Below are 21,821 nucleotides of genomic sequence, written 5' to 3'. Positions count from 1 at the left end.
AGTCAGCGAAGGCGGCCGGGCGTCACCTGACGACGGACCTACTCCTTCGATGTGATCTCTTTGGGTTCCTCGTCCTCGCTGGATGGGATCACCTGAACGATCTCGCCAGTTGCGGTTCTGAGAAAGAGGAGCTCTGTGGCGTCGTCGACGGCGGGCGGGGAGGCCAATGCGCGGAGCCGCTGCTGTTTCTCCGCTACGGCCTTGTCGCCGTCGTGCCAGCGGCCCTTCAACTGGACTTCCGTGAGCATCGTGGTGATTGCGGCTGCAACGATGTCGGCGTCTTCCAGTTCGTGGACTTGCGAGTCCAAGAACCTGCGCAATGCCGTGTATGGGTTGGTCGGGTCCACCAGCGCTACCGCTGCCGCGTCGGCGACCAGTGCCTTTCGCCTGATTGCGATTGCGCCCCTTGCCAGGTGGAGCTCGCGAAGGAAGTGGTCCAGATCCTTCGTCTTCCCACCGAGCACCTCCTGCATGCGGCGGTAGTCGACCTTGCCGTCGGAGTCCACGAGCTTCTCAGTGACGCCGCGGTATTTCTCAAGGAACTGTTGAGAGCGGTGGAACTCGTCGTACGCGCTCTTCAGTGCGAGCTCCAAGTTCGGGTTGTGACCGTCAAGCATCAGGCTGATCGCACGAGTCAGTTGGGCATCTGCCGAGCGTTGATCCGTGATTCTCTCGATGTAGTGGCGCTCTTCCTGACGCCCGAGGATCGTCTCCACTTTGCGCTGGTGCGCTCGCAGTTCCTTCTGGGCCAACATATCGACCACCATGACCGTGCCGGCGACGGCGAACACCGGCCAACCAGCCGCGATCGCTCCACCGGCGGCGACTGGCTTCAACACTGCCTGCGATGTGATCTTGCCGCCGTTGCGAGCAAACCCTCTGAAGCCCGAAGCGCCGACGGCTTTGACGAGTTCTGCGCCCTTCGGCAGCAGTACCCGATACAGGGTCGGACTGTTGGGGTTGAGCGCGTTCACGATGTCTACCATCGACTTCTGGGCCGCGGCGTTGACGGGCACCGTCCGGTACCTGGTGATCTCCGACTCGCTCACGGGGTAGTACTGGACGGCCATTGGGACCGCGGCCGCTTCGAGCGCTTCCCAGATCGCAGTCGAACTTGAACCAGTGGATCGCAGCACTGCCTCGGAGACCAAGAGCCCGGACGAAGGGAACTCTGCTCGCGGAGCGATGCCCGCTCCGGTGGTTGACATCGCGTCGCTCGTCACGGTGTCACGCCTCGCCGCGAGCCGCCAGAGGAACCAAGCGGCGACGATAGCGGCAAGGGCGGCGACGGCGACAAATATGGCAAGCACCGACCAAGACTAGTTGGTATGACCCGAGCAAGCTGCCTGCTCCAGCGGAGGCGGAGTACTTCTCAGATGGCTGTCCAGCGGGCTCGTAGTACGCCGTCGTGATCGGGCAGGACGCCTTGAAGCAACGGCCTGTACTCCTCCTCGATGAGGGAGATGGCGGCTGCCGCAACCGCGCCATCGGGAAAGTCTTCGGCCTCCGGGTCGGCGAGCGTGACACTCTGAATACCGCCGGCCCGGTCCTCCCAGACGTACTCACAGAGGCTGCCGGCTTTCGCTTGGACGGCTTCCACCTCGGGGGAGAGGTCGGGCCAGACGCTCAGCATCGCACGTGGTGCGAGCTCGATGCCTTCGACCGTTCCTGACGTGAGCCGATGCCATCGAGACATGTTCCGAACCGCAGATTCTCGGAGCAGGATCGTGCCGTGCCGGGTCGCGAGGTCCGCGACCTTCGCCCAGAACGCCGCATCGGCGGGAGGCCCTGGCGCTTCGTCGCTGTCGTCGTACGGCGATCGTTCCAGCCGGACTGGGAACAGACCCAGGGCGGCGGCGGTGGCGAGTGCACGCTCACACGGAATATGACTTCCGATGTACATGTACTGATCGAAGCCGACGTGAACCAGGAACCGCTCCTCGACCTCGAGGCGACACCACGCACCGTTGTCCCGCAGCATGGCCCGGACGAGCTCGACGGCGACACTGACCGGCACGACGGCTCCGTCGTAGTAGTCACTCAGGTCCGGTGCGAGCTGCCCGGCCAGTCCAAGCCCGCCGATTGGTGCCTCGAGCCCGAAGTGCACAGAGCCGGTGACTGCAGGCTCCCGGATGCTGACCTCGGCAACCCCACTCTCCTCCGCGAACGCCACCACCGCTGCGAGGTACGCGGCCTCCTTCGGCCCGTGATCGCTCATCTCGACCTCAGGACCGATGTATCGGCCGTGCTCGTTCCAATCGATCGGGTCGTACTTCGTCACCTTGTAGACGTAGGGCAGCGGCACGGATTGATGATGTCAGGTTCGCTGCAGAGGTGCCCCTTGGCTGACTGATGTGGAGCTACTCCCGGCTGATCGACACCAGCGTGGGCCAGGTGCCGGGCGTGCAGGAACAGGCGGCGCTGCGGAGAGGTGCGTCCGGAGGGCGTTGAGGCGGGAACCTGGCGAGCGCCTTGGTGGATGCCCAAGGGGAAGTGCTGCTTGACCTTCAGGGCTGGGTCAATGACTATTGAGGCAATGGGTGTTGAGCGGAATTCTTTGGTTGAGCGGGCGCGGGTTTATGCGGCGCTTGGGGATGCTGCGCGGTTGGCGGTTGTGGATGCGTTGGTCGTGGGGGATGCGGCGCCGGGGGAGTTGGGGGCGTTGTTGGGGATGGCTACGAATTTGGTGGCGCATCACTTGAAGGTGTTGGAGGAGGCTGGGCTGGTCGTTCGGGGGCGGTCTGAGGGGGATCAGCGGCGGACGTATGTGCGGTTGGTGCCGGAGCGGTTGGCGTCGGTGGCTAGTCAGTCGTTGGAGGGTGTGCCGCGGGTGGTGTTCGTGTGTACGCAGAACTCGGCGCGGTCGCAGTTGGCGGCGGCGATCTGGGCGCGGCGTAGTCAGGTGCCTGCGGCGTCGGCGGGGACGCGGCCGGCGGAGCGGGTGCATCCGCGGGCGGTGAAGGTGGCTCGGCGGCGTGGGCTCGACCCGACGTCGTGGCGCACCGCGCAAGTGAGTGACGTACTGAAGCGCGATGATCTGGTGATCGCGGTGTGCGATGTCGCGTATGAGCAGCTGCCCGCTGCAGCGCAGCCGCGGGTGCATTGGTCGGTGCCGGATCCGGCGTCGAAGGGCACGGACGCGGCGTTCGAGGCGGCGTACGACGATATCGCCGGCCGGATCGATCGACTGGCGCCGTTGGTTTCACAGGCGTCATGACCGAGGTCGCGGGGCATCACCGGGAGGACTCGTCGATGAATCAGCAAGTCGCGGTGCGTGCGGCGGTGACCCGGCGGAGGGAGCGGTTCCGTGCCGATGGTGAGCAGCCGGTGAGTGTGACGCCGCTGTGGCGGCGGGTGGTTGCCGAGGGCATCGGAACCGGGCTACTCGTCACGATCGTCGTTGGGTCAGGTATCGCGGCGGCCAAGTTGTCGCCGGACGATGTCGGGCTTCAGTTGCTCGAGAACGCATTCGCTACCGCGCTCGGTCTGGCCGTGCTGATCTTGATGATCGGACCCGTGTCGGGCGCGCATTTCAACCCGGTGGTCTCGGTCGCGGACTGGTGGCTCGGCCGCCGGACCGGGAACGGTCTGACCGCTCAGGATCTCGGCGCGTACATCCCAGCGCAGATCATCGGCGCGGTGCTGGGTGCCGTGCTTGCCAATCTGATGTACGGCGAGGCTGCGGTGTCGTGGTCGACGACGGAGCGGACCGCGCCGCATCTGTGGCTGGGTGAGGTTGTCGCGACGGCCGGGTTGGTCGTCCTGATCTTCGCCCTGGCTGCATCAGGTCGCGCGGCGGTGGCGCCTGCGGCGGTTGGTGCGTACATCGGGTCGGCGTACTGGTTCACCTCGTCGACGTCGTTCGCCAACCCGGCGGTCACGATCGGGCGGGCGTTCAGCGACACGTTCGCCGGTATTGCGCCGGGCTCGGTGCCGGGCTTTGTGATCGCTCAGATTGCGGGAGCCGCTGTCGGAGTGGGCGTGCTTGCCCTGCTGTATCCGCAGGCCGGACGCGCCGCGGACGATGTTGTCACTTCTCATGCCGAGACTGGAGCTTCCAAGTGAGCAAGCCAAGTGTTCTGTTCGTCTGTGTCCACAATGCCGGGCGGTCGCAGATGGCCGCGGGGTGGTTGCGGGAGCTGGCGGGGGACTCGGTCGAGGTTCGCTCGGCTGGGTCGGAGCCGAAGGAGCAGATCAATCCGGTCGCTGTCGAGGCGATGCGCGAGGTTGGCGTCGACATCACGGGCGCCGTGCCGCAGCGCCTGGAGACCGAGGCCGTTCGGGAGAGCGATGTCATCGTGACGATGGGCTGCGGGGACGCCTGCCCGATCTTTCCCGGCAAGCGCTACGAGGACTGGGAGCTCACCGATCCCGCCGGTCAGCCGATCGAGGTCGTACGGCGGGTCCGCGACGAGATCCGTGGCCGGATCGAGAAGCTTCTCGGGGAGCTTAAGGCCCTGCCGCGATGAGGTCGCGGACGAGACCCCGGGCGGTGCGGCCGGCGCCGATGAGTGTGGCCGAGGCCGGCCCGGTCCAGTCGCCGTACCCGATCAGATGTAGGCGTGGTTCCTTGATCGCCTGCGTGCCGTCGGTCGGGATCAGGCCGTCCGGCCCGCGCAGGCCGAGACCGGCGAGGTGGCCGAGCGCGGGGCGGAAGCCGGTGCACCAAATGATCGTGGCGAACGATGACTCGGTTCCGTCGGGCCAGCGGACACCGTGGTCGACCAGGCGGGTGAAGGGCCGGCGCGCGTGCAGTACGCCGCGCTCGCGAGCCTCCCGCACACTCTCGACCATCACGATGTCGCCGAGACCGGCGACGCCAGTGGTGTCGGATTCACCGCGCAGGCGGGCTTTGTACCGTTTGGTCGCGATCTCGAACAGCGCGCGCCCGTCGACCTCATCCGGGAGGAACCGTGGCGGACGCAATGTCACCCAGGTCGTCTCGGCCACCAGCGAGACCTCGGCGAGGATTTGAGCGGCTGAGTTTCCGCCGCCGACGATCAGGACCCGTCGACCGCTGAAATCCGACGCACTTCGGTAGTCGGCGGTGTGGAGCTGTCGCCCGGCAAAAGTTCCCGGATAGTGCGGCACGAAGGGCCGGGACCAGGTTCCCGTCGCGGAGATGACGTGCTCAGCCGCCCAATCGCCGCTGTTGGTCTGTACGACGAGTTGATCGATGCCGCGGTTGACGGATCGGACGGTGACGGATCGCCGTACGTCGAGCTGGTAGCGGTCCTCGTACCGGGTGAGGTAGTCGACCACGTGTGATGCCAAGGGGTAGCCGCTGTCGCCGGTCCAAGGCGGCATCATCCAGCCGGGCAGCGATGAGTACTGGGTCGGAGAGAAGGTTCGCAGCGTCGGCCACATGCGGGCCCACGCACCGCCGGGTTCGGCCGCCGCGTCCAGGATCACGAAATCCTTGCCAGGAACCAGGCCGGATCGGCGGAGGTAGAAGCCGGTCGCGAGACCTGCCTGACCACCGCCGATCACCACGGCGCGCCACGTCATGCTCCACCCCGCATCGAATCGGAGACGAGTCAGACCGCTGCGGGAACGGACAAGAGTGTGGAGAGCCAGGTGAGGCGCTCAGGCAGAGGCCAGTAGTAGACCCAGGTGCCGCGGCGCTCGCAGTCGACCAGGCCCGCTTCGCGGAGCACCTTCAGGTGGTGGGAGATCGTCGGACCGCTCACCTCGAAGTGTGCCGTGATGTCGCAGACGCAGACCTCGTCGCCGGCCGAGGCGATGATCGACATCAGCCGCAGCCGGATCGGGTCGGAGAGTGCCTTGAACACCGCCGCGCCCTCCGCAGCCTGCTCCGGACCGAGGGCGGCCTCGGAGATCGGCGTGCAGCACGAGTTGAGGACCGGCAGCTGATTCGACATATATCTATCTTGACTCCTGTCGAATCAAGAGGCAAGCTTCGTGATTAGACAAGCATCTAGACAGAGCAGATGGGCGGCGGAGGATGATCGTGACAGAGCCGGTGGTAGTCATCGGAGCGGGCCCGGTGGGACTGGCCGCGGCGGCCCACCTGGCCGAACGCGGGCTGGAGTTCCTCGTGCTGGAATCCGGACCGGGCGTCGCGGCCGCGATCGACGAGTGGCGGCACGTGAAGCTGTTCAGCCCGTGGCGCTACGACATCGACGACGCCGCGCGCCGGCTGCTGGAGGACAGTGGCTGGATCGCGCCCGACCTGGACGAGCTGCCGACCGGCGGCGACCTGATCGACGAGTATCTGGCGCCGCTGGCGAAGACCCTCGCGGACAGGATCCGGTACGGCGCTCAGGTGGTCGCGGTGACCCGTGTCGGGTACGACCGCATCCGTACGGCGGGCCGCGAATCAGCGCCGTTCTTGCTGCGCCTCGCGGACGGCGAAGAGGTGTTGGCATCGGCCGTGATCGACGCGGCAGGGACCTGGCGCCGCCCGAACGTCCTTGGCGCATCGGGGATCCCGGCCCGTGGCGAGGACGAGACGGCCGATGCGATCTCGCACGCGCTGCCGGATGTGTTCGGGCGCGATCGTGACCGTTTCGTGGGTCGTCGTACGGCGGTCGTCGGCGCTGGTCACTCTGCTGCGACAACGCTGCTCGAGCTCGGTGAATTGGCCGAGCACGAGCCGGGCACCGAGGTGGTCTGGGTCGTTCGGGGATCCGACCAGGCGCGGACGTACGGCGGTGGCGATGGCGACGAACTGCCCGCACGAGGTGCGCTCGGCGCCCGGCTGAAGGCGCTGGTGCAGTCGGGCCGCGTCGAGTTGGTGAGCAGCTTCCGGACCGAGTCGTTGACCCGTACGGCGGATGGCCGGGTGGAACTGGCCGCTGGGGACCAGCGCGTCGTGGTGGACACCGTGGTGAACTCGACCGGGTTCCGGCCCGACCACGACATGGTCGGCGAACTGCGGCTGGATCTGGACCCGATCCTGGGTTCGACGCGGGCGCTGGCGCCGTTGATCGACCCGAACCAGCACTCCTGCGGGACCGTTCCCCCGCACGGCGTCGACGAGTTGGCCCACCCGGAGCCCGGGTACTACGCGGTTGGCGCGAAGTCCTACGGCCGGGCGCCGACGTTCCTGCTCGCGACGGGCTACGAGCAGGCTCGCTCGGTCGTGGCCGCGCTGGCCGGCGACTGGGAGGCCGCGCGCGACGTTCAGCTGAACCTGCCGGAGACCGGCGTGTGCTCGTCGAACCTCGCGTACGGCGACTCCACGGACGAGGCCGCGGGCGGCTGCTGTGGCCCGGCACCGGTGAGCATCGAAGCGCCGGTGAGCCGAGGACTGGCGACCGGCATCAGCGGCGGTCTGCTGACCGTCGTCGAGGCCAAGCCCAGCACCCAAGCCGGCTGCTGCGGCTGATGACAACGACTCCGGGTCCGGCCACTCGTGCAGTGGTCAGACCCGGACGGCTGGTCGGGACGCTCGCCGTCACACAAACGGTCGGGTACGGCGTTCTGTACTACGCCTTCAGCGTGATCCTCGGTCCGATGAGCAACGATCTCGGGATCTCGCACACCACTGCGGCGGGCGCGCTGACTCTCGCGGTTCTGCTGTCCGGGCTGCTGTCGATTCCTGTCGGCCGCTGGCTTGATGCCCGGGGCGGCCACGGGTTGATGACGGTGGGATCCGTGGTCGGCTCGGTGGCGGTGCTGGGCTGGTCGCAGGTCCACAACGCCGTACAGCTCTACCTGGTGTTCGTTCTCATCGGCGTCGCGTCGGCGATGGTGTTGTATGAGCCGGCTTTCGCGGTTGTTGTGGCGGCGACGGAGCCGGCGCGGCGGGCGAAGGCGCTGCTCGGCGTCACGCTCGTCGCCGGATTCGCCAGTTCGATCTTCATCCCGCTCACGGGACAGCTGGTCGACCGGATCGATTGGCGTCGCGCACTCGTCGTACTCGCGGTTCTCCTGGCAGCACTGACCGTTCCTCTGCACGCCCTTGGGCTGCGGCGTACGGCGGCGGCGCGTCATCTCGCACGACGTTCGCGCACGTCGCCGGCCTGGGTGCTGCGTGATCCCGCATTCTGGTTGCTTGCGGCAACCTTCGTCCTGCACGGCGCGGCGCTGGCCGTGATCGCCGTACACCTGGTGCAGTACCTGACCAGTCTCGGTCATCCGGCCGTCGTCGCCGCCACGCTCGCCGGGTTGCTCGGGTTGTTGTCGGTCACGGGCCGGGTGGTTACCACGTTGTCGACCCGTTGGTTGCCGATGGCGACGATCGTCGGATGCATCCTTGTCGGACAAGGCATTGCGATGTCATTGCTGCCTGTCGTCGGACGGCAGTTGCTCGGAGCGATCCCCTGCCTGGTGCTGTTCGGGCTCGGTTTCGGGGTCGCGTCGATCGCCACACCGGCGATCCTGCTCGACCGGTACGGCGCCACCGGATACGGCACGATCGCGGGCACACTGGCCGCCCCGATCCTGATCGCGAAGGCCACCGCACCTCTCGGCGGCGCGCTGCTCGCCGCCGCGGTGGGTTACCGGACACTCGTCCTACTGGTTGCTGCCGCGTGTGTTGTGGCGGGCCTGCTGCTATTCGTCGTACGGCGAATGCCCACCGAGGACCTCAGTCCAGTGTGAGTTGCCCGCGGTGGAAGTCGTAGTGCTGGGTCGGGAAGTGATAGATGTCAGCCAGGGTCATGTAGTCCTTGAAGAACGGATCCCATCGGGTCGGATAGTGCATGCCCCTGGCCAGGTCTGCGTCGGTTTCGGCGTCGAGCCGCCGGTGAAGCTTGTCGATGACGTGGTCGAACATCACGACCATGCGAGCCGGGCTGACCGTGCGGCCGCCGGCGTACGAGCCGAGGAAGTTGACCTCGTCGAACGGCCGGGTTCCTGCATTCAGCAATCGTGCATAAGCGCGACTTGCTCCGCGCGGCAGCCGACCGAAGACACGAACCAGTCCGAGCAGCGCACGGACGATCAAGTAGCCCAGCAGCATGTGAAACAGCAGTTGGCGGTTGTTCCACCGCGTGCCGTTCGAGGCTCTGCGCAGTACGTCGTCGTCCGCCGACTCGACCAGCCGGCGGAAATCGGCGCGAACCCGCTCGAGTTCCTCGTGCATCGACGTCCTGTCCATAGCTCCATGATGTGCTGTGGAACCTGTTTGGTCAGCAGGCTCAGTGCAGTGGTTTCATCGTGATGATGGTTTTGCCGCGGGTGCGTTCTGCGAAGGTGGCGGGGACTGCATCAAGCTCGCGGACAGTTGTGACAAGTGGTGTGAGACTTCCGTCGCGCACGCGAGCAGCCAACTGAGCAATCTGTTCGCGGTCGGGCTCGACAACGAAGAAGATTGACCTGCCGTTGCGCGGGTGGACGGTCGGTGGTTCGGCGACACTGACGAGGGTGCCGCCCGGGCGCACAAGCGCGGTGGAGCGGTCGCGGATCTCGCCACCGATCACGTCGAACACCACGTCGACCTCACCGGCGTCCTCGAGGCGATCACTGTCCAGGTCGAGGAAGTCCTGGGCGCCAAGGGAGCTGGCCAGGTCCCGGTCGGCAGCCCGGCCGGTGCCGATGATGTGTGCTCCGGCCTCGCGGGCCAGTTGTACGGCGACGGACCCGACGGAACCGCCGACGCCGTGGATGAGGACGGATTGACCTGCCTGCAGGTGAGCGTGGTCGAACAGCGCTTGCCAGGCCGTCAGACCGGGCATCGGGAGAGCGGCCGCGGTGACGTGGTCGATGTCGGCGGGGAGCGGAGCCAGGTTGCGGGCCTCCACGGCCGTGTACTCGGCGAGCGAGCCGTTGCGGGCCCAGTCGGTCAGCCCGAAGACCCGTTGGCCGACCGTGAGCCCCGTCGTACCGAAGCCGAGCTCGACGACCACACCTGACACCTCGTGGCCGATGACACTTGGCGTACGGTCGCGGCCGGCGCGGTCGGTCCAGGTCGCGGGCCAGTCCGGCTCGGTTCGGATGAAGCCGGCGGCGTGCACCTCCACGATGACGTCGTTCTCGGCGGCGTGGGGGTAGGGCAGCTCGGTCAGGGACAGCCCGTAACCATCGGCCTCGCGGTCCCGGACACTGATGGCGCGCATTGAAGATCCTTCGCACTGGTCGTAGTGATGGTTCTCCTCCGACCGTAGGCAGCCGCGGCCCGCGATCGCTGGGCCATTCCGAGGCGGTTTCGATGGGCCACCTGCGCAGCCCGGCAGGTCACCGAGGCGGATGGCGCGCGTGGGTGGGCTTGCGCCGTCGGCTTGCTACGGTCGGCTGGTGCTTGTACGCCGTCGGTCTGTGCTTCTAGGCATGGCCTCCGTACCCCTGCTTGCGGCATGTGGGGAGACCGCCGACAAGACCGCGCCGAAGTTGCTGCTTGAGAAGGTCTGGCAGGAGCGCCTGGTGACGCCGTCGCCGGCTCTGCCGGGGCGGGTGCGGTTGGTGGGTGACGCCGTGGTGATGGTTGACGGCACGGGCACGGAGAACGCTCGGGCCTGCTGCTTCAGCGCGGCGGACGGTGCGCAGAAGTGGATGATCGACGGCAAGGCGCCGATGTCGGTGCCGGACCTGGGGACCGTCTGGCTCTGTGCCGTCGGCCCGGGATTTCTGGGGAACTCGCCGACACTGGTGCAGCGGCCGACGGTCCGGCCTGCCGGCGACGTCCTGCCGGTCTCCGTTGCGTCCGCGCCCAGGGGTACGGCGACGAGTGGGGTCGTCGGCGTCGACGTCCGAACAGGCGATCCGGTCTGGGGATTTCGGGCCGTGGCGACGCCGTCCAACGAGCGCACGATGGTCACCGCGGTGGCCGAGTCCGTCGTACTCGCGACCGTCAGTGCACCCTTCGGTCCTGGCTGGCCGAGCAATGCCCAGTCGGCGACCACGATCGCGCTCGACGCCAAGACCGGCGCCGAGCTGTGGCGTGACGCGGACGTCGTCGGAGTGTCGGGTGATGGGAACGCGGTCGTCGTCGCGGAGCGGGCGACGGGGTTCTGGCAGATGGAGGTCCGGGACGCGCGGACCGGAAAGGCTCGCTGGACCGGCACGCATCAGTCGCGCGGACCGCACGAACACAAGGGAACGGCCGCAGACCACACCGTGCTGCAACACGCGGACCGCACGGATGTCGACGTGATCCGGTTGTCCGGCGGCAAGCCACTCGTTTTCGATACCGACAGCGTGCCGGCCGTGGTGGCGAGCGATCCACCGTTGCTTGTGTGGGACAACGGGCCCGCTTGGTGGGCGAAGGGCCCCAACGGTTTCGTCACCCAGGCATTGCCCGAAGGCTCGCCCACCAAGGGGAAGCATCGGCCCAAGGGCCTGGAGTTCACCGCGGCGTACGGCGTCGGACCGTACATCTGGGGCCTGTACCAAGACACGCAGGAAAGCCAGGCGAACGACCGTCTCGTGGGCACGATCGCGGTGGACCGCACCGGCGCACCCTGCTCGCCGAACCTGCAAGGCGTGACCCTCGCCGACGTCACCGAGAAGTGGCTGGTCGTCGGCCGAGCGGGGTACGTCGAGGTCCACCGGATCACGCCTGCTTGAGAGGGCGGCGGTGGGATTAGTTGCTCTCAGCAAGCGGATCTCGGCGGGCGGTTCCGCGGCTCAGGGCCAGGTGCCCGCCGAGGAAGCCCGCCCCTGCGATGACCAGGTTCCCGGCCAGGGCGAGCTTTGTGCCGGCCCGGTGCCTGCCGCGCAGACGTGCGACGACCGAGCCGGCGAAGAGGACGATCGCGGTGTCGGCGCCGAGCGCGTGGACCGCGCCGATCCGGCGTTCGGCGCCGGACAGATCGGACCAGTCGGCCGCTCCTGCGATGGCCGTCGGCACGGACGCCAGCACCCCGAACGCGGCGAGCAGCCCCGCTCCGCGACGCGACTGGGATCCACCGGCGAGGTCGAGCAGGGTCGTGCCGAGCCAGCAGCCGGTCGTCACGTCGGTGAGCGAGGGATGCATCGAATGACCGAGTACGTCGGTGTGCAGCGGACTGCGTCGTGCCCAGTCGATCAGCGGCGCATAAGCCAGCTCCTGAGCGCGGGCCACGCGCTCAGAGAACGAGCTTTCACCGACCACGCGAACCGCGCGCTGCGGCAACGGTCTCGACGCCATGCTCTGAAGATACGCTCACGCCGCTGCGCCGCCCAGTTGGCTGACCCGAGATTCCGGTTTGATGGGGGTGGCGCGGCATGCTGACGGGTGACTACCTTCTGTAGCGGAAGGTGGGCGGTGGGTACGGAACCGCCTGGTGGGTCTTTGCGTCGGAGTGGTTCCGTGTGAGTCAGCGCAGGTGGAGGTGGGGCGGCGGTGTTGTTCCGGGTGCTGGGGCCGGTGGAGATCGACGGCACCGATGCGGTCAGCTATATCCGCGCCGACAAGCCCCGCGCGCTGCTCGCGCTGCTGTTGGTGAAGGCGAACACATGGGTCGCCGTGGGCGAGATCATCGACACGGTGTGGGCCGGTAAGACCCCTCCGGTGTCCGCAGAGCGCAACATCGGCACGTACATCTGGCAGCTCCGCCGGACGCTCCCACCGCTCGGTGCGGACGGCCAGCGGATCGAGAGCCGCTCCAAGGCGTACCGGATCCGGGTGGAGTCCGGTGAGCTGGACTCTGACCGGCTGCAGGCGCTGCTGGCCGCAGGGGATGAGGCTCTGACCGCGGGAGACGCCGCGACGGCGCTCAAGCACCTGGAGGCGGCGCAATCGCTCTGGCGAGGTACGCCGTACGAGGGACTCGTCACTGACGGGCACCAGCCGGAGGTGGTGCGGCTTGCCGAGCTGCACTGGTCGGTCCGGGAGCGCTTGGCGGATGCCTTGATCGGTACGGCGCGATTCGCCGACGCGATTGCGCTGTGCAAGAGCCTGACGACCGAGGACCCGTTGCGGGAGACGAACTGGGTGCGGCTGCTCGTCGCGTACCGAGACGCGGGACGCCGAGCCGACGCGCTCGCGACGTACCAGAAGGCCCGGACCGCGCTCGTGGACGAGCTGGGCACCGAGCCGGGGCCGGAGCTCCGTTCGCTGCAGCAGCAGTTGCTGGCCGACGTACCGGAGGAGCCGAAACCTGAGGCGGTCAAGTCCGAGGCGCCCGGACCTGATGCGTACGTGCGGACCGTGCTGGATGCTGCCGCTGCCCTCAACGGGGAGCATGCGGCTGCCGCCCACCACTGGTTCGTCACGCGGCACGTCGAGTTCACCACGGCCATCAGCCAGCTGCTGGCGGCGAACGAGGTGTCCAACGCGTGGCTGCTGACCACTGCGGTACACCAGTTCATCGAGACCGGGGGTGACGTGCCGGGCTGGGCTCCGCTGGTTGCTGAGGTCGCTGCCGCCACCAGCGCCGCCAAGGATTGGTACGGCGAGCTCATGACCCGAAACATCCTCGGGATCGCGCAGACGCGGTCCGGTCGGGTCCACGACGCACGTGCTGAGTTCACTGCCGCGCTGGCGATCGCCTCGGTGCACGGTGACCGGGATGCCGAAGGCACTGTGCTGGTCAACCTGGCACTGGCTGAGGCGAGCGCCGGCGCGCGTCAGCAGGCAGCGGAGTACCTCCGACGTGCGCTGCGCCTGCTGCCGGAGTCGCCGACCGCGGGCGAGGCCCGGGCCGCTCTCGCCGAACTGGGCGAACCGGAGGACCCGGCACGGGCAACGGTCGCCTCGTGAGAGGCGCTGACGACCGCTTCCGGCCGACTCGTGGCCGGATGTATCGCCGCTGTACCGCAGCTGGACAGATGAGAGGCACCTTCTACCCATGACCCGCATTGCTCGCGCGATTCGTCGGCCCGTTGCGTGGTGGACGGTCGCGGCCCTGATCCTCGGGACGTTCGTCGGCCTGTCCGCGCTGGGGCGCGGAGCCCCTGCGGTCGCCTTCCAGCAGGCCGGCCACTGGGTCTACAACGCGACGGTCGGCGCGGTCTTCCGGGTCGACGGCGGCGGCAAGAGCGTCGACGCCGAGGTCCGCGGTGTCCAGACCGAGGCCGGCAGCCAGGTCGTCCAGGGCAGCACCAACGGGTACGTCGTCCGCGCGGACGGCGTGATCGTCTTCGGCAAGTCCGACCTGACCGTGAAGAGCACGGTCCGGATCGGGATCCCGGAGGAACCGATCGGTATCGAGGCGCAGGGCGGGCCGTACCTGGTCTACCGGCAGCACGGTCAGATCGTCCGGCTCGGTGACCAGCAGCAGACGGTCACCGTGGGCAGTGTGGTGTCCAGCGCGATCGCTACCGCCGATGGTGCGTTGTGGCTGCGCAACGCCGAGCAGTTCTGCCAGCTGGCGCCTGGCTCGACCACGCTGGCCTGTCAGCTGCCTTCTCAAGCGGGTGATGCCGGTGCGCTGCTGAGCGTGGCCGGCAAGCCTGCGTTCGCCAACCTGTCCAAGCGCACCCTGACCCCGCTGACCGGTGACACCGCAGGCCGCGCGATGCCGATGGACATCAGCGGTTCACTGCCGACCACCTCTGTCGTGGCTCAGGCGGACGTCAACGGACGCATCCCGATCCTGGCTGGTCAGCGCCTGCTGCTCGTCGACGCTGCCGGCGCCAAGAAGGCCGAGAGCATCGACCTGCCCCCGGGACGGTACGACGCTGTTGCCGCGACCGGCGCCGCTGTCGCCGTGCTGGACACCGACAAGCGGGTCGTGCGGACGTTCGCACCGGACGGCAAGCCGCTGCACACGCATGAGCTCAGTAAGAAGAAGGGCGACCGTAAGAGCGGTCCGCGGGTGACGGCCGGGCAGGACGGCCGTATCTACATCGACGACGAGACCGGTGAGGTCGTGACCGTGGTCGACGGCGACGGGACCGTCAGCGAGGTGGACGTCGACGGCGGCAACAAGCCGGTGTCGCCCTCGGCCACCCAGAAGCCGACCGCGAGCCCGAGCACTCCGACTCCCAGCAGTACGCCGACGTCGACCCCGACCTCCACTCCGCCGACCCACAAGCCGATCCTGCCCCCGATCCACGTGACCGTCGGCCCGGAGAAGCCACGCCGTACCGAGACCGTCGAGCCGAGGACGACCGAGCGCAAGCCCGGGAAGACCGAGACGACCAGGCCCACCACACCGCCCACACCGCCCACACCGCCGCCGACCAAGCCGACGGCGAAACCGACCAGCAAGCCGACGTCGAAGCCGACCTCACCGCCGCCGGCCGCGCCGGGGGCACCCGGATCGGTGTCTGCCAAGGCAGGTGACGGCAAGGCGACCGTCAGCTGGGCGGCGGCGCGAGCGAACGGGGCTGCGATCACCGGGTACAAAGTGAGCTTCCGGGTTGCGCCAGGGACCTTCGTGGTCGGTCTGCCGGAGTCAGGGGCGGTCACCGTCAGCGGCAGTACCCGCAGCCACAGCTTCGGCCAGCTGCTGAACGGCGGCGGCTACATCTTCACCGTGGCCGCGACCAACCGGGTCGGCACCGGACCGTCCGTGGACTCGAAGGTGACCTCGATCAACGGGAGTGCCGAGCCGCCGAGTGCACCGACCAAGGTCAGTGCAGCTACCAAGGCGGACGGCTCGGTCACCGTGTCCTGGACTTCGCCGAGCTCCTCCGACTACACGATGTCCGGGTACACAGTGCTCGGCTCGGACGGGTCGCAGACGAAGGCGCAGGTCTACCAGAGCTCGATTTCGCTGAAGCCGGCGCTGGGCAAGGGCGTGAGCTACCGGGTGACGGCCACGAACAGTGCCGGCACCTCACCGCGCTCCGCGGCGACCCGCACCGTCTACCCGTACTCCCCGGCCGCAGCGCCGAAGGTGACCGCCACTCCGGGCAAGGGCTCGGTGTCGCTCACCTGGACCGCGCCGAACCTCAACGGCGGCCAACTGGTGCACTACGTCGTCTCTGCCGCCGGCCAGGCGGACCGGACAGTGACAACGACCAGCACTCGCTACACCGGTCTGTCCGCTCTGCAGTTGACCTTCACGGTCAAGGCGATCACGCGGGAGCGCAACAACAGCAGCAGTCCGACCGCAACCGGTGCAGCCGGATCCACCACGGCTGCTCCGGCATCCGCGGCCCCGGCCTTGCCGCCGGTGAGTACGTCGGCCGCACGAGTACGACGTACCTCGCGTCGACGGAAGGATGCGCAGTGGTGATGCGGGAGGCGGGGCACGGTATGGAGCCGCAGCAGGCGTACGAGCTGATCTCCGCGAACATCCAGCGGGTGATCCGCGGCAAGCCGCAGGTGGTCCGGCTGGCGATCGCGACGCTGTTCGCCGGCGGGCACCTGCTGATCGAGGACCTGCCCGGGCTGGGGAAGACCAGCCTCGCCCGCAGCCTGGCGCGCAGCATCGGCGGTCGCTGGAGCCGCATCCAGTTCACTCCGGACCTGCTGCCCGGCGACATCACCGGCGTCGTCGTGTACGACCAGGGGCAGGGCAAGTTCGTGTTCCATCCCGGTGGCGTGTTCGCGAACGTCGTACTTGCCGACGAGGTCAACCGCGGTACGCCGAAGACGCAGTCCGCCCTGCTCGAGGTGATGGCCGAGCGACAGGTCACTGTCGACGCCGACACCCGCCGCGTACCGGACCCGTTCATGGTGCTGGCCACGCAGAACCCGATCGAGATGGAAGGCACGTACCAGCTCCCGGAGGCGCAGCTCGACCGCTTCCTGCTGCGGATCGAGATCGGCTACCCGGATCTGGACGCCGAGGTCGAGGTCGTCGCGCTGGACGGCGCGGGGCCGACACCGGACGACCTGGAGCCGGTGATCGACCCGGACACGCTGCGCGGGGTCATCGCCGCGGTCCGGTCGGTGTATGTCGACGAGGCTGTGATGGCCTACGCGGTACGTCTCGCCGCGGCGACCCGGCTGCACAGCGCGGTCCGGTACGGCGCCAGCCCGCGGGGCAGCATCGCCCTGATCCGTGCGGCGCGTGCGATCGCCGCGACCGACGGGCGATCGTTCGTGACACCGGACGACGTGAAGAGCATCGCGCATCCGGTGCTGGCACACCGCTTGGTGCTGACCGCGGACGCCGCGCTGGCCCGTCGTACGGCGGAGAGCATTGTGGACGACGTACTCGAAGACACTCCGGCCCCTGGCAATCCGGTACGCCGCGACCTCAAGCGGGCTCTTGGCGTCGTGTCATGAGGACCAGGCTCACGCCACGAGCCTGTGGAGTCTTGGTCGGCTCGATCGCCTTGCTGTTGGCGGGTCAGCTGCTCGGCTACCCGATGCTGCGAGTGCTGGCCGGAGCTGGTCTTGCTGCCGTGCTCATCAGCGCGTTGACCGTCGTACGTCGTCCGAAGGTGACTGTGGAGCGGGTGCTGTACCCGGACCGCGTCGAGTGCGGTCAGCCTGCGTTGGCGCGGCTGATGGTGCGCAACGAGTCCACGCGGCGACAGCCGGCGTTCGTTGCCGCGGACACCGCTGGTGCGCACCAGTCCGAGGTTGCTGTCACGGCACTCGCGCCGAGCGGTGTTGCGACGTACCACTACGAGCTGCCAACCGCTCGTCGCGGGCCACTGCCGGTTGGGCCGTTGCTGCTGCGCCGCTCCGACCCGTTCGGCCTCGTGTCCTGTCAGGTCTCGATCGGTAGCGCAGCCACGCTCCTCGTCCACCCGAAGCGGTACGCCGCTCGTACGGCGACTGGCATCCGGCAACGGCACCACTTCGAAGGGCCGGTGTCCGCCGGCCCGCTGCGCGGCTCGATCGACCTGCGCCGGCTGCGCGAGTACGTGCCCGGTGACGAGGTCCGCCACGTGCACTGGAAGGCATCCGCGCGAGCAGGTCGGCTGATGGTCCGCGAGTACGTCGACCCGGACCAGCCGCGACTGCAGGTGTTGCTGGATACACGCACGACCGCCTTGACCGCGGACCAGTTCGACACTGCTGTTTCTGTCGCGGCGTCGATCCTGGTGGTTGCCGCACAGTCCGGTCAGCGGCTGCGGCTCACCACACCCTGCGGCACGGACCACGACGTACAGTCCGTGAGCGATCTGCTCGACGAGCTCGCCCGGGTCGAGCAGTCGACTACTACCACCAACCTGCTCGAGTCACTGCCCGTTGCCCGCGACGGTGGTGCACTGGTCGTGCTGACCGGGGACACTGCGGGCCTGACCGAGGTGCCGAACCTCAGGTCGAGCTACCGCCCGGTGGTGTGCATCGACCTGACTCATGACGAGCCGGCGCTGCACACCGGCGCGGGCGTTCACATCATCCACGCCGCCGCGGCACAGAACGCAGTCGACGCCTGGAACGCCGTACCCGCATGACACGACTACCGATCCTCGGAGTGCTTGCTGCTGGTGTGGTGGCGGGACTGCTGTTCTCACCGCTGTTCGGTACGTCGGCTGTGCTCTGGCCGATGCTGGCGGTCGCCGTAGTTGCTTACCTGGTTGAGGAAGCGATCCTGCGCCGGCCACAGCTTGCTCGCTGGCGGGTGCCGCTGATGCTGATCGGCGGAGTCGTAGCGCTGCTGGCTGTCATCCCTGGTGCTGCCGGTCGGCCGGTGTCTCTGTGGGATGCGGTGACGTCGGGCTGGCGCCGTACGCTCGAGTCGACCTGGCCGGCCACTCCGTCGCCGGATCTGGTCGCGTTTGTGCCCGTGCTCGTTCTGCTCGCCTGTCTGGTGGGTGCGCGCGTGTTGCAGCGGTCTCGCCTGTTGGCGTTGCTGCCTGCGGTTGTGGTGGCCGGTCTGTCGCAGGCGTACGTCACAGTGACCGGACTGGACGCAGTACTCGTCGGACTGGCACTCGCTGGGTGTTTTGCGTTGGTGTTGTTGCAGTGGCCGGGTGAGCGTGCCGCCTGGGTCCGTCTGGTCGCAGCACTCGCTGCTATGGCGGTTGGCGCCGGCACGCTCGGACTGGCGTTGCCGACGTCCACTGCGGTCCACCTGGCGAAGCCAAGCCCGCCTGACTCGCCCACTGTGCTCAGCAACCCGCTCACCGAGATCGCCGCGCGGCTGCACTCGCCGGACACCGTGGTGTTCACTGCCCGAGCTGACGGTCCAGTAGACCGCTGGCCGGTGATTGCCCTGGACAGCTTCGACGGCGTCACTTGGACGGCCGCACCGAAGTTCCAGCGCCTCGGACGCGAACTGCCACTCGACTCCCGAGTGACGGTGCCGGTACGACGGCAGTCGGCGGATGTCGCACTGGCGGACTGGTCATTGCCGTGGCTGCCCAGCCAGACGCGGACGCTGTCCGTAGTGGATGACTGGCCGCTGTTGGTCGACCCGGCGTCCGGTGCGTTGCTGGCCGAGCAGAAGCGACCGTCGCAGTACCGGGTCAGCTGGGCAGAACCAACGGTCGACTCGGATCAGCTGGCCTCGTCCGGCGTTGACTCGGACCCGGGCAGCAACGCGGACCTCGGCGAGGTGCCAGGGGGCATCGACGAGCTGGCGCGCGGCATCGCCGGTGATGTGCGGCCGTCGTTCCAGCTGGCGCTGGTCCTCGAGAAGTACCTGCGAACGAACTACAAGCTGGCCACTGGCGAGAACCTCCCGACCGGCCACGGGTACCCGCAGCTCAACCACTTCCTCCTGCGTAGCAAGCGCGGTACGTCGGAGCAGTTCGCCGCGGCGTACGTCGTACTGGCGCGACTGCTCGGGTTGCCGGCGCGGCTTGTCGTCGGGTTCAAGCAGCCGGACACACCGAGCCCGGACGGCACGTACGTGATCCGCAACCGCGACGTACTCGCCTGGCCCGAGGTCGCGGTCACAGGTGTGGGCTGGGTGCCGCTCGACCCGACCGGGACCGCTACGTCCAAGGCGGGTGGTGGGCTGGCAGGCGCGGCGGAGACGGTGCGGAAGCAGCTGCCGTCCAAGAAGGAGATCGAGCGCGAGCATCAGTCCGAGCCGCCGCTGCCGATGCCCGAGGAGCCGAAGACGGAGCATCACTGGCCGGGCTGGTTCGCGTTGGTCGTGGTCGTCGCTGCGCTCGGAGGCCTGGCCCTCCTGTGGATCATCGGTGTGCCACTGGCCAAGGCAGTACGTCGACGGCGGCGCAGGCGGCACGGGACGCTCGGAGCCTGGGCCGAGGCGCGTGACCTACTGCGGGATCACGGCATGCGGGTCACGCCGGCTGCCACGGCACGGGACCTGGCACGTGACTCGGAAGGATCTGTGGAGCAGGCGATGACGTTGCTGGCCGGGTGCCTGGACCGGGCCTTGTGGTCGGGGCAGGACTCCGACCCGGACCGGGAGTTCGCGTGGTCCGCCGTACGCAAGGCTCAGCGTGGGCTGGCCGAAGGGCGGTGGTCGGAGCGGATCCGTACGACGTTCAGCGCGCGCAGCCTGATCGGGTGATCAGCGCTCGCACTGGGCGTCGCGGACCGGTCGCGGGTCGGTCTCCATCTTGTTGATGCCGTCGGTGGCCTGTACGGCGAAGCAGTACTGGATACCGGGGACGACATTGACGCGGTACTTGGTGTGCTTGTAGACGAGCTTGACGTCCGCGGGTTGCCCGACCTGTGCGATGACGACCGCGTAGTTCACGTCGGACGGTCCGCTCCAGCTGAGGTCTACGTAGGTGCTGTGGTCTGCTGGTGGGTTCAGTTTGACTGCCAGTGCTGGTGTGGAGGCTGTTGTTGGGGTGGGGGCGCTGAGCGGGGGTGTGGCGGTTTGGCCTTTGCGGTTGACCAGGGCGAACGTGGTGATGACAGCGGCCGCGACGACAACGCTTGCTGCCGCAAGCAACCAGTTACGCCGCTTGGGCCCGGCAGCAGCAGGAGACGAGGCGCTACCCGCCGGCGACTGGCCGGAGGGTGGTTGGCCGGGGGGTGGCGTGGCTGTGGGTGGATGGCCCGCGGCTGACGGACCCGGTGCTCCAGCGTGCGGTGGGAGAGCCGACTGCGTTGGCGGAGCGGGAGTTGGCTGTTGGGGAGCGGGTGGCGCTGCTGGGGTGGTCTGTTGCTGCGGGGCGGGCTTGTGCTGTGGGTCGGGCGTGGGCCACGAGCGGAGGGTGGCTCGGGACATCACCGCGGGTCGCGGTAGGGGTGGTTTGGCGGGAGCTGTCTGCTTGGGGGCGGCGGCGACGGGGCGCACGGGAGGGATCGGTGGGGTCGTCGGGGTTCCCAACGCTGCGAGAGCGGCGGCGACGACCTCCGCGGACACGGGCCGTTTGGCCGGGTCCTTCTCCAGCAGTCGCGCGATGACTTCCGCGAACTCGTCCGGCAGTACGTCGAGACGCGCCGGTGGCTCGTTCAGCACGCGAAGGATGTGTTCGCCGGCTGTCTCACCCATCCGCGCAGCCAACGGCGGCTTCCCGCTGATCGCGGCGTGCAGCACAGCGCCCAGCGCGTACAGGTCGGACGACGCAGTCAGCGTCCCGTCCCGCAACGTCTCCGGGGCGACGTACAGCTGACTCGGTGAGTTCAACGCGGCGTGCCCAGTGTGCTGTCCCAGCCCGAGAGTGAGCGCAGACAGCTGAGGCCGCCCATCCGAGAGCAGAACCACCGCGCCCGGTGTGAGGCCGCCGTGAATCAGCCCAGCACCGTGCAGAGCAGCTAGACCTTCCGCGAGCTGCCGACCAAGCACTGCCAGATCAGCAGGTGAGTGCAGCTGACTACGCACCTGCTCCGCGAGCGTCCCGGCGTCGGCAGTGCTGATCAGGTACGGGAAGCCGTCAGCGACGCCGGACTCCAGCACCGACGCGACATGCGAATGGTTGACTCCCTGCAGCGCCTTCGCCTGCTTGTTGAACATCGCCGCGGTGCTCGCATCGACGTGGACCGGGTAAACCAGCGCGCTGGCCGCAGTCCCTTGCCACAGGCACCGGTACACCTTCGGGATCCCAGAACGGACCAGGACCACGTCTGTGCACCCCGGGAGCGCCGGAGCGGAGTCAGGTCCTGCTTTGTCGGTCACGTGTCTATCTTCCCGTGTGAACAGGTCGTTCGCCGCCAGCCCGGCGCCTGCGGCCACACACTGGCCACATGCTGCAAGGGCGCCCACCGCGCA

Annotated in this window: 19 protein-coding genes and 1 pseudogene; 12 read left to right on the top strand and 8 right to left on the bottom strand. The window is 68.2% G+C overall.

Features of this window, described 5'->3' with window-relative positions; translation table 11 throughout:
* Positions 1–38 precede the first annotated feature (38 nt).
* The gene (locus tag EV651_RS23875; RefSeq protein ID WP_133787476.1) at positions 39–1,310 is read right to left on the bottom strand and encodes a hypothetical protein; all 1,272 of its coding nucleotides are present in this window, start codon (positions 1,308–1,310) and stop codon (positions 39–41) included.
* 62 nt (positions 1,311–1,372) lie between these two features.
* Complete coding sequence (locus tag EV651_RS23870) at positions 1,373–2,305, bottom strand: RNA-binding protein (RefSeq protein WP_133787475.1); 933 nt, start codon at positions 2,303–2,305, stop codon at positions 1,373–1,375.
* A 174-nt stretch (positions 2,306–2,479) separates the two neighbouring features.
* On the opposite strand from EV651_RS23870, the pseudogene EV651_RS42520 reads away from it, so the two are divergent.
* The 4 genes and pseudogenes from EV651_RS42520 to EV651_RS23855 all read left to right on the top strand — a co-directional run.
* Positions 2,480–2,716 (top strand): annotated as a pseudogene (locus EV651_RS42520) (ArsR/SmtB family transcription factor); the annotation flags it as partial.
* Between the two features lie 60 nt (positions 2,717–2,776).
* Positions 2,777–3,217, top strand: a complete 441-nt coding sequence (locus EV651_RS42515; protein ID WP_238157170.1) for a low molecular weight phosphatase family protein — start codon at positions 2,777–2,779, stop codon at positions 3,215–3,217.
* Positions 3,218–3,252: 35 nt separating this feature from the next.
* Positions 3,253–4,065 carry an MIP/aquaporin family protein gene (locus EV651_RS23860; RefSeq protein ID WP_133787473.1) on the top strand — a complete coding sequence of 271 codons (813 nt, stop codon included), beginning with the start codon at positions 3,253–3,255 and terminating at the stop codon, positions 4,063–4,065.
* Positions 4,062–4,469 (top strand): arsenate reductase ArsC, encoded by a 408-nt coding sequence (locus tag EV651_RS23855; RefSeq protein ID WP_202870483.1) that lies wholly within the window; start codon positions 4,062–4,064, stop codon positions 4,467–4,469. The genes EV651_RS23860 and EV651_RS23855 overlap by 4 nt, the downstream gene beginning before the upstream one ends.
* On the opposite strand, the gene EV651_RS23850 is transcribed toward EV651_RS23855, so the two are convergent.
* Together EV651_RS23850 and EV651_RS23845 are read right to left on the bottom strand one after the other, a co-directional pair.
* On the bottom strand, positions 4,450–5,508 hold the full coding sequence (locus tag EV651_RS23850) for an ArsO family NAD(P)H-dependent flavin-containing monooxygenase (protein ID WP_133787472.1): 1,059 nt from the start codon (positions 5,506–5,508) through the stop codon (positions 4,450–4,452). The genes EV651_RS23855 and EV651_RS23850 overlap by 20 nt on opposite strands.
* A 29-nt stretch (positions 5,509–5,537) precedes the next feature.
* Positions 5,538–5,882, bottom strand: a complete 345-nt coding sequence (locus tag EV651_RS23845) for a helix-turn-helix transcriptional regulator (RefSeq protein ID WP_133787471.1) — start codon at positions 5,880–5,882, stop codon at positions 5,538–5,540.
* Between the two features lie 83 nt (positions 5,883–5,965).
* Here EV651_RS23845 and EV651_RS23840 point away from each other — a divergent pair, with 83 nt between their 5' ends.
* On the top strand, positions 5,966–7,351 hold the full coding sequence (locus tag EV651_RS23840) for an FAD-dependent oxidoreductase (RefSeq protein WP_133787470.1): 1,386 nt from the start codon (positions 5,966–5,968) through the stop codon (positions 7,349–7,351).
* Positions 7,351–8,568: an MFS transporter gene (locus EV651_RS23835; RefSeq protein WP_133787469.1), complete on the top strand. Its 1,218-nt coding sequence runs from the start codon at positions 7,351–7,353 to the stop codon at positions 8,566–8,568. Before EV651_RS23840 ends, EV651_RS23835 begins: the two co-directional genes overlap by 1 nt.
* On the opposite strand, the gene EV651_RS23830 is transcribed toward EV651_RS23835, so the two are convergent.
* Together EV651_RS23830 and EV651_RS23825 are read right to left on the bottom strand one after the other, a co-directional pair.
* A complete protein-coding gene (locus EV651_RS23830) occupies positions 8,555–9,067 on the bottom strand; it encodes a DinB family protein (protein WP_133787468.1) in 513 nt (170 codons plus the stop codon). The two genes, EV651_RS23835 and EV651_RS23830, sit on opposite strands and share 14 nt — an antisense overlap.
* Before the next feature lie 40 nt (positions 9,068–9,107).
* Positions 9,108–10,025, bottom strand: a complete 918-nt coding sequence (locus EV651_RS23825) for an NADP-dependent oxidoreductase (RefSeq protein ID WP_133787467.1) — start codon at positions 10,023–10,025, stop codon at positions 9,108–9,110.
* A gap of 211 nt (positions 10,026–10,236) precedes the next feature.
* Between EV651_RS23825 and EV651_RS23820 the strand changes: the two genes are divergently transcribed.
* A complete protein-coding gene (locus EV651_RS23820) occupies positions 10,237–11,472 on the top strand; it encodes a PQQ-binding-like beta-propeller repeat protein (protein WP_166658741.1) in 1,236 nt (411 codons plus the stop codon).
* Positions 11,473–11,488: 16 nt separating this feature from the next.
* Here the strand turns inward: EV651_RS23820 and EV651_RS23815 are convergent, their stop codons facing one another.
* Entirely contained in the window at positions 11,489–12,034 is a 546-nt protein-coding gene (locus tag EV651_RS23815; protein ID WP_133787465.1) for a DUF2231 domain-containing protein, read from the bottom strand.
* A 195-nt stretch (positions 12,035–12,229) separates the two neighbouring features.
* On the opposite strand from EV651_RS23815, the gene EV651_RS23810 reads away from it, so the two are divergent.
* The 5 genes from EV651_RS23810 to EV651_RS23790 all read left to right on the top strand — a co-directional run bounded on the left by EV651_RS23810 (position 12,230) and on the right by EV651_RS23790 (position 20,168).
* Complete coding sequence (locus tag EV651_RS23810; protein ID WP_133787464.1) at positions 12,230–13,588, top strand: BTAD domain-containing putative transcriptional regulator; 1,359 nt, start codon at positions 12,230–12,232, stop codon at positions 13,586–13,588.
* Between the two features lie 88 nt (positions 13,589–13,676).
* A complete protein-coding gene (locus EV651_RS23805) occupies positions 13,677–16,013 on the top strand; it encodes a fibronectin type III domain-containing protein (RefSeq protein WP_133787463.1) in 2,337 nt (778 codons plus the stop codon).
* The gene (locus EV651_RS23800; RefSeq protein ID WP_238157169.1) at positions 16,013–17,011 is read left to right on the top strand and encodes a MoxR family ATPase; all 999 of its coding nucleotides are present in this window, start codon (positions 16,013–16,015) and stop codon (positions 17,009–17,011) included. The genes EV651_RS23805 and EV651_RS23800 overlap by 1 nt, the downstream gene beginning before the upstream one ends.
* Positions 17,008–18,135, top strand: coding sequence for a DUF58 domain-containing protein (locus tag EV651_RS23795; RefSeq protein ID WP_133787462.1), 1,128 nt, complete (start codon positions 17,008–17,010; stop codon positions 18,133–18,135). The genes EV651_RS23800 and EV651_RS23795 overlap by 4 nt, the downstream gene beginning before the upstream one ends.
* Positions 18,132–20,168: a DUF3488 and transglutaminase-like domain-containing protein gene (locus EV651_RS23790; protein ID WP_133787461.1), complete on the top strand. Its 2,037-nt coding sequence runs from the start codon at positions 18,132–18,134 to the stop codon at positions 20,166–20,168. Before EV651_RS23795 ends, EV651_RS23790 begins: the two co-directional genes overlap by 4 nt.
* On the opposite strand, the gene EV651_RS23785 is transcribed toward EV651_RS23790, so the two are convergent.
* Entirely contained in the window at positions 20,169–21,728 is a 1,560-nt protein-coding gene (locus EV651_RS23785; RefSeq protein ID WP_166658740.1) for a serine/threonine-protein kinase, read from the bottom strand.
* Positions 21,729–21,821 lie beyond the last annotated feature (93 nt).

The sequence above is a fragment of the Kribbella sp. VKM Ac-2571 genome (assembly GCF_004362255.1).
GTDB classification, from domain to species: domain Bacteria; phylum Actinomycetota; class Actinomycetes; order Propionibacteriales; family Kribbellaceae; genus Kribbella; species Kribbella pratensis.
This window is presented reverse-complemented; position numbering and strand designations above follow the sequence as displayed.

Bases quoted from the DNA above. Each gene is read 5' to 3' on its own strand.
- EV651_RS23860 (WP_133787473.1), top strand. From the start codon at position 3,253: ATGAATCAGCAAGTCGCGGTGCGTGCGGCGGTGACCCGGCGGAGGGAG.
- EV651_RS23850 (WP_133787472.1), bottom strand. From the start codon at position 5,508: ATGACGTGGCGCGCCGTGGTGATCGGCGGTGGTCAGGCAGGTCTCGCG.
- EV651_RS23845 (WP_133787471.1), bottom strand. From the start codon at position 5,882: ATGTCGAATCAGCTGCCGGTCCTCAACTCGTGCTGCACGCCGATCTCC.
- EV651_RS23840 (WP_133787470.1), top strand. From the start codon at position 5,966: ATGATCGTGACAGAGCCGGTGGTAGTCATCGGAGCGGGCCCGGTGGGA.
- EV651_RS23835 (WP_133787469.1), top strand. From the start codon at position 7,351: ATGACAACGACTCCGGGTCCGGCCACTCGTGCAGTGGTCAGACCCGGA.
- EV651_RS23830 (WP_133787468.1), bottom strand. From the start codon at position 9,067: ATGGACAGGACGTCGATGCACGAGGAACTCGAGCGGGTTCGCGCCGAT.
- EV651_RS23825 (WP_133787467.1), bottom strand. From the start codon at position 10,025: ATGCGCGCCATCAGTGTCCGGGACCGCGAGGCCGATGGTTACGGGCTG.
- EV651_RS23820 (WP_166658741.1), top strand. From the start codon at position 10,237: ATGGCCTCCGTACCCCTGCTTGCGGCATGTGGGGAGACCGCCGACAAG.
- EV651_RS23815 (WP_133787465.1), bottom strand. From the start codon at position 12,034: ATGGCGTCGAGACCGTTGCCGCAGCGCGCGGTTCGCGTGGTCGGTGAA.
- EV651_RS23805 (WP_133787463.1), top strand. From the start codon at position 13,677: ATGACCCGCATTGCTCGCGCGATTCGTCGGCCCGTTGCGTGGTGGACG.
- EV651_RS23800 (WP_238157169.1), top strand. From the start codon at position 16,013: ATGCGGGAGGCGGGGCACGGTATGGAGCCGCAGCAGGCGTACGAGCTG.
- EV651_RS23795 (WP_133787462.1), top strand. From the start codon at position 17,008: ATGAGGACCAGGCTCACGCCACGAGCCTGTGGAGTCTTGGTCGGCTCG.
- EV651_RS23790 (WP_133787461.1), top strand. From the start codon at position 18,132: ATGACACGACTACCGATCCTCGGAGTGCTTGCTGCTGGTGTGGTGGCG.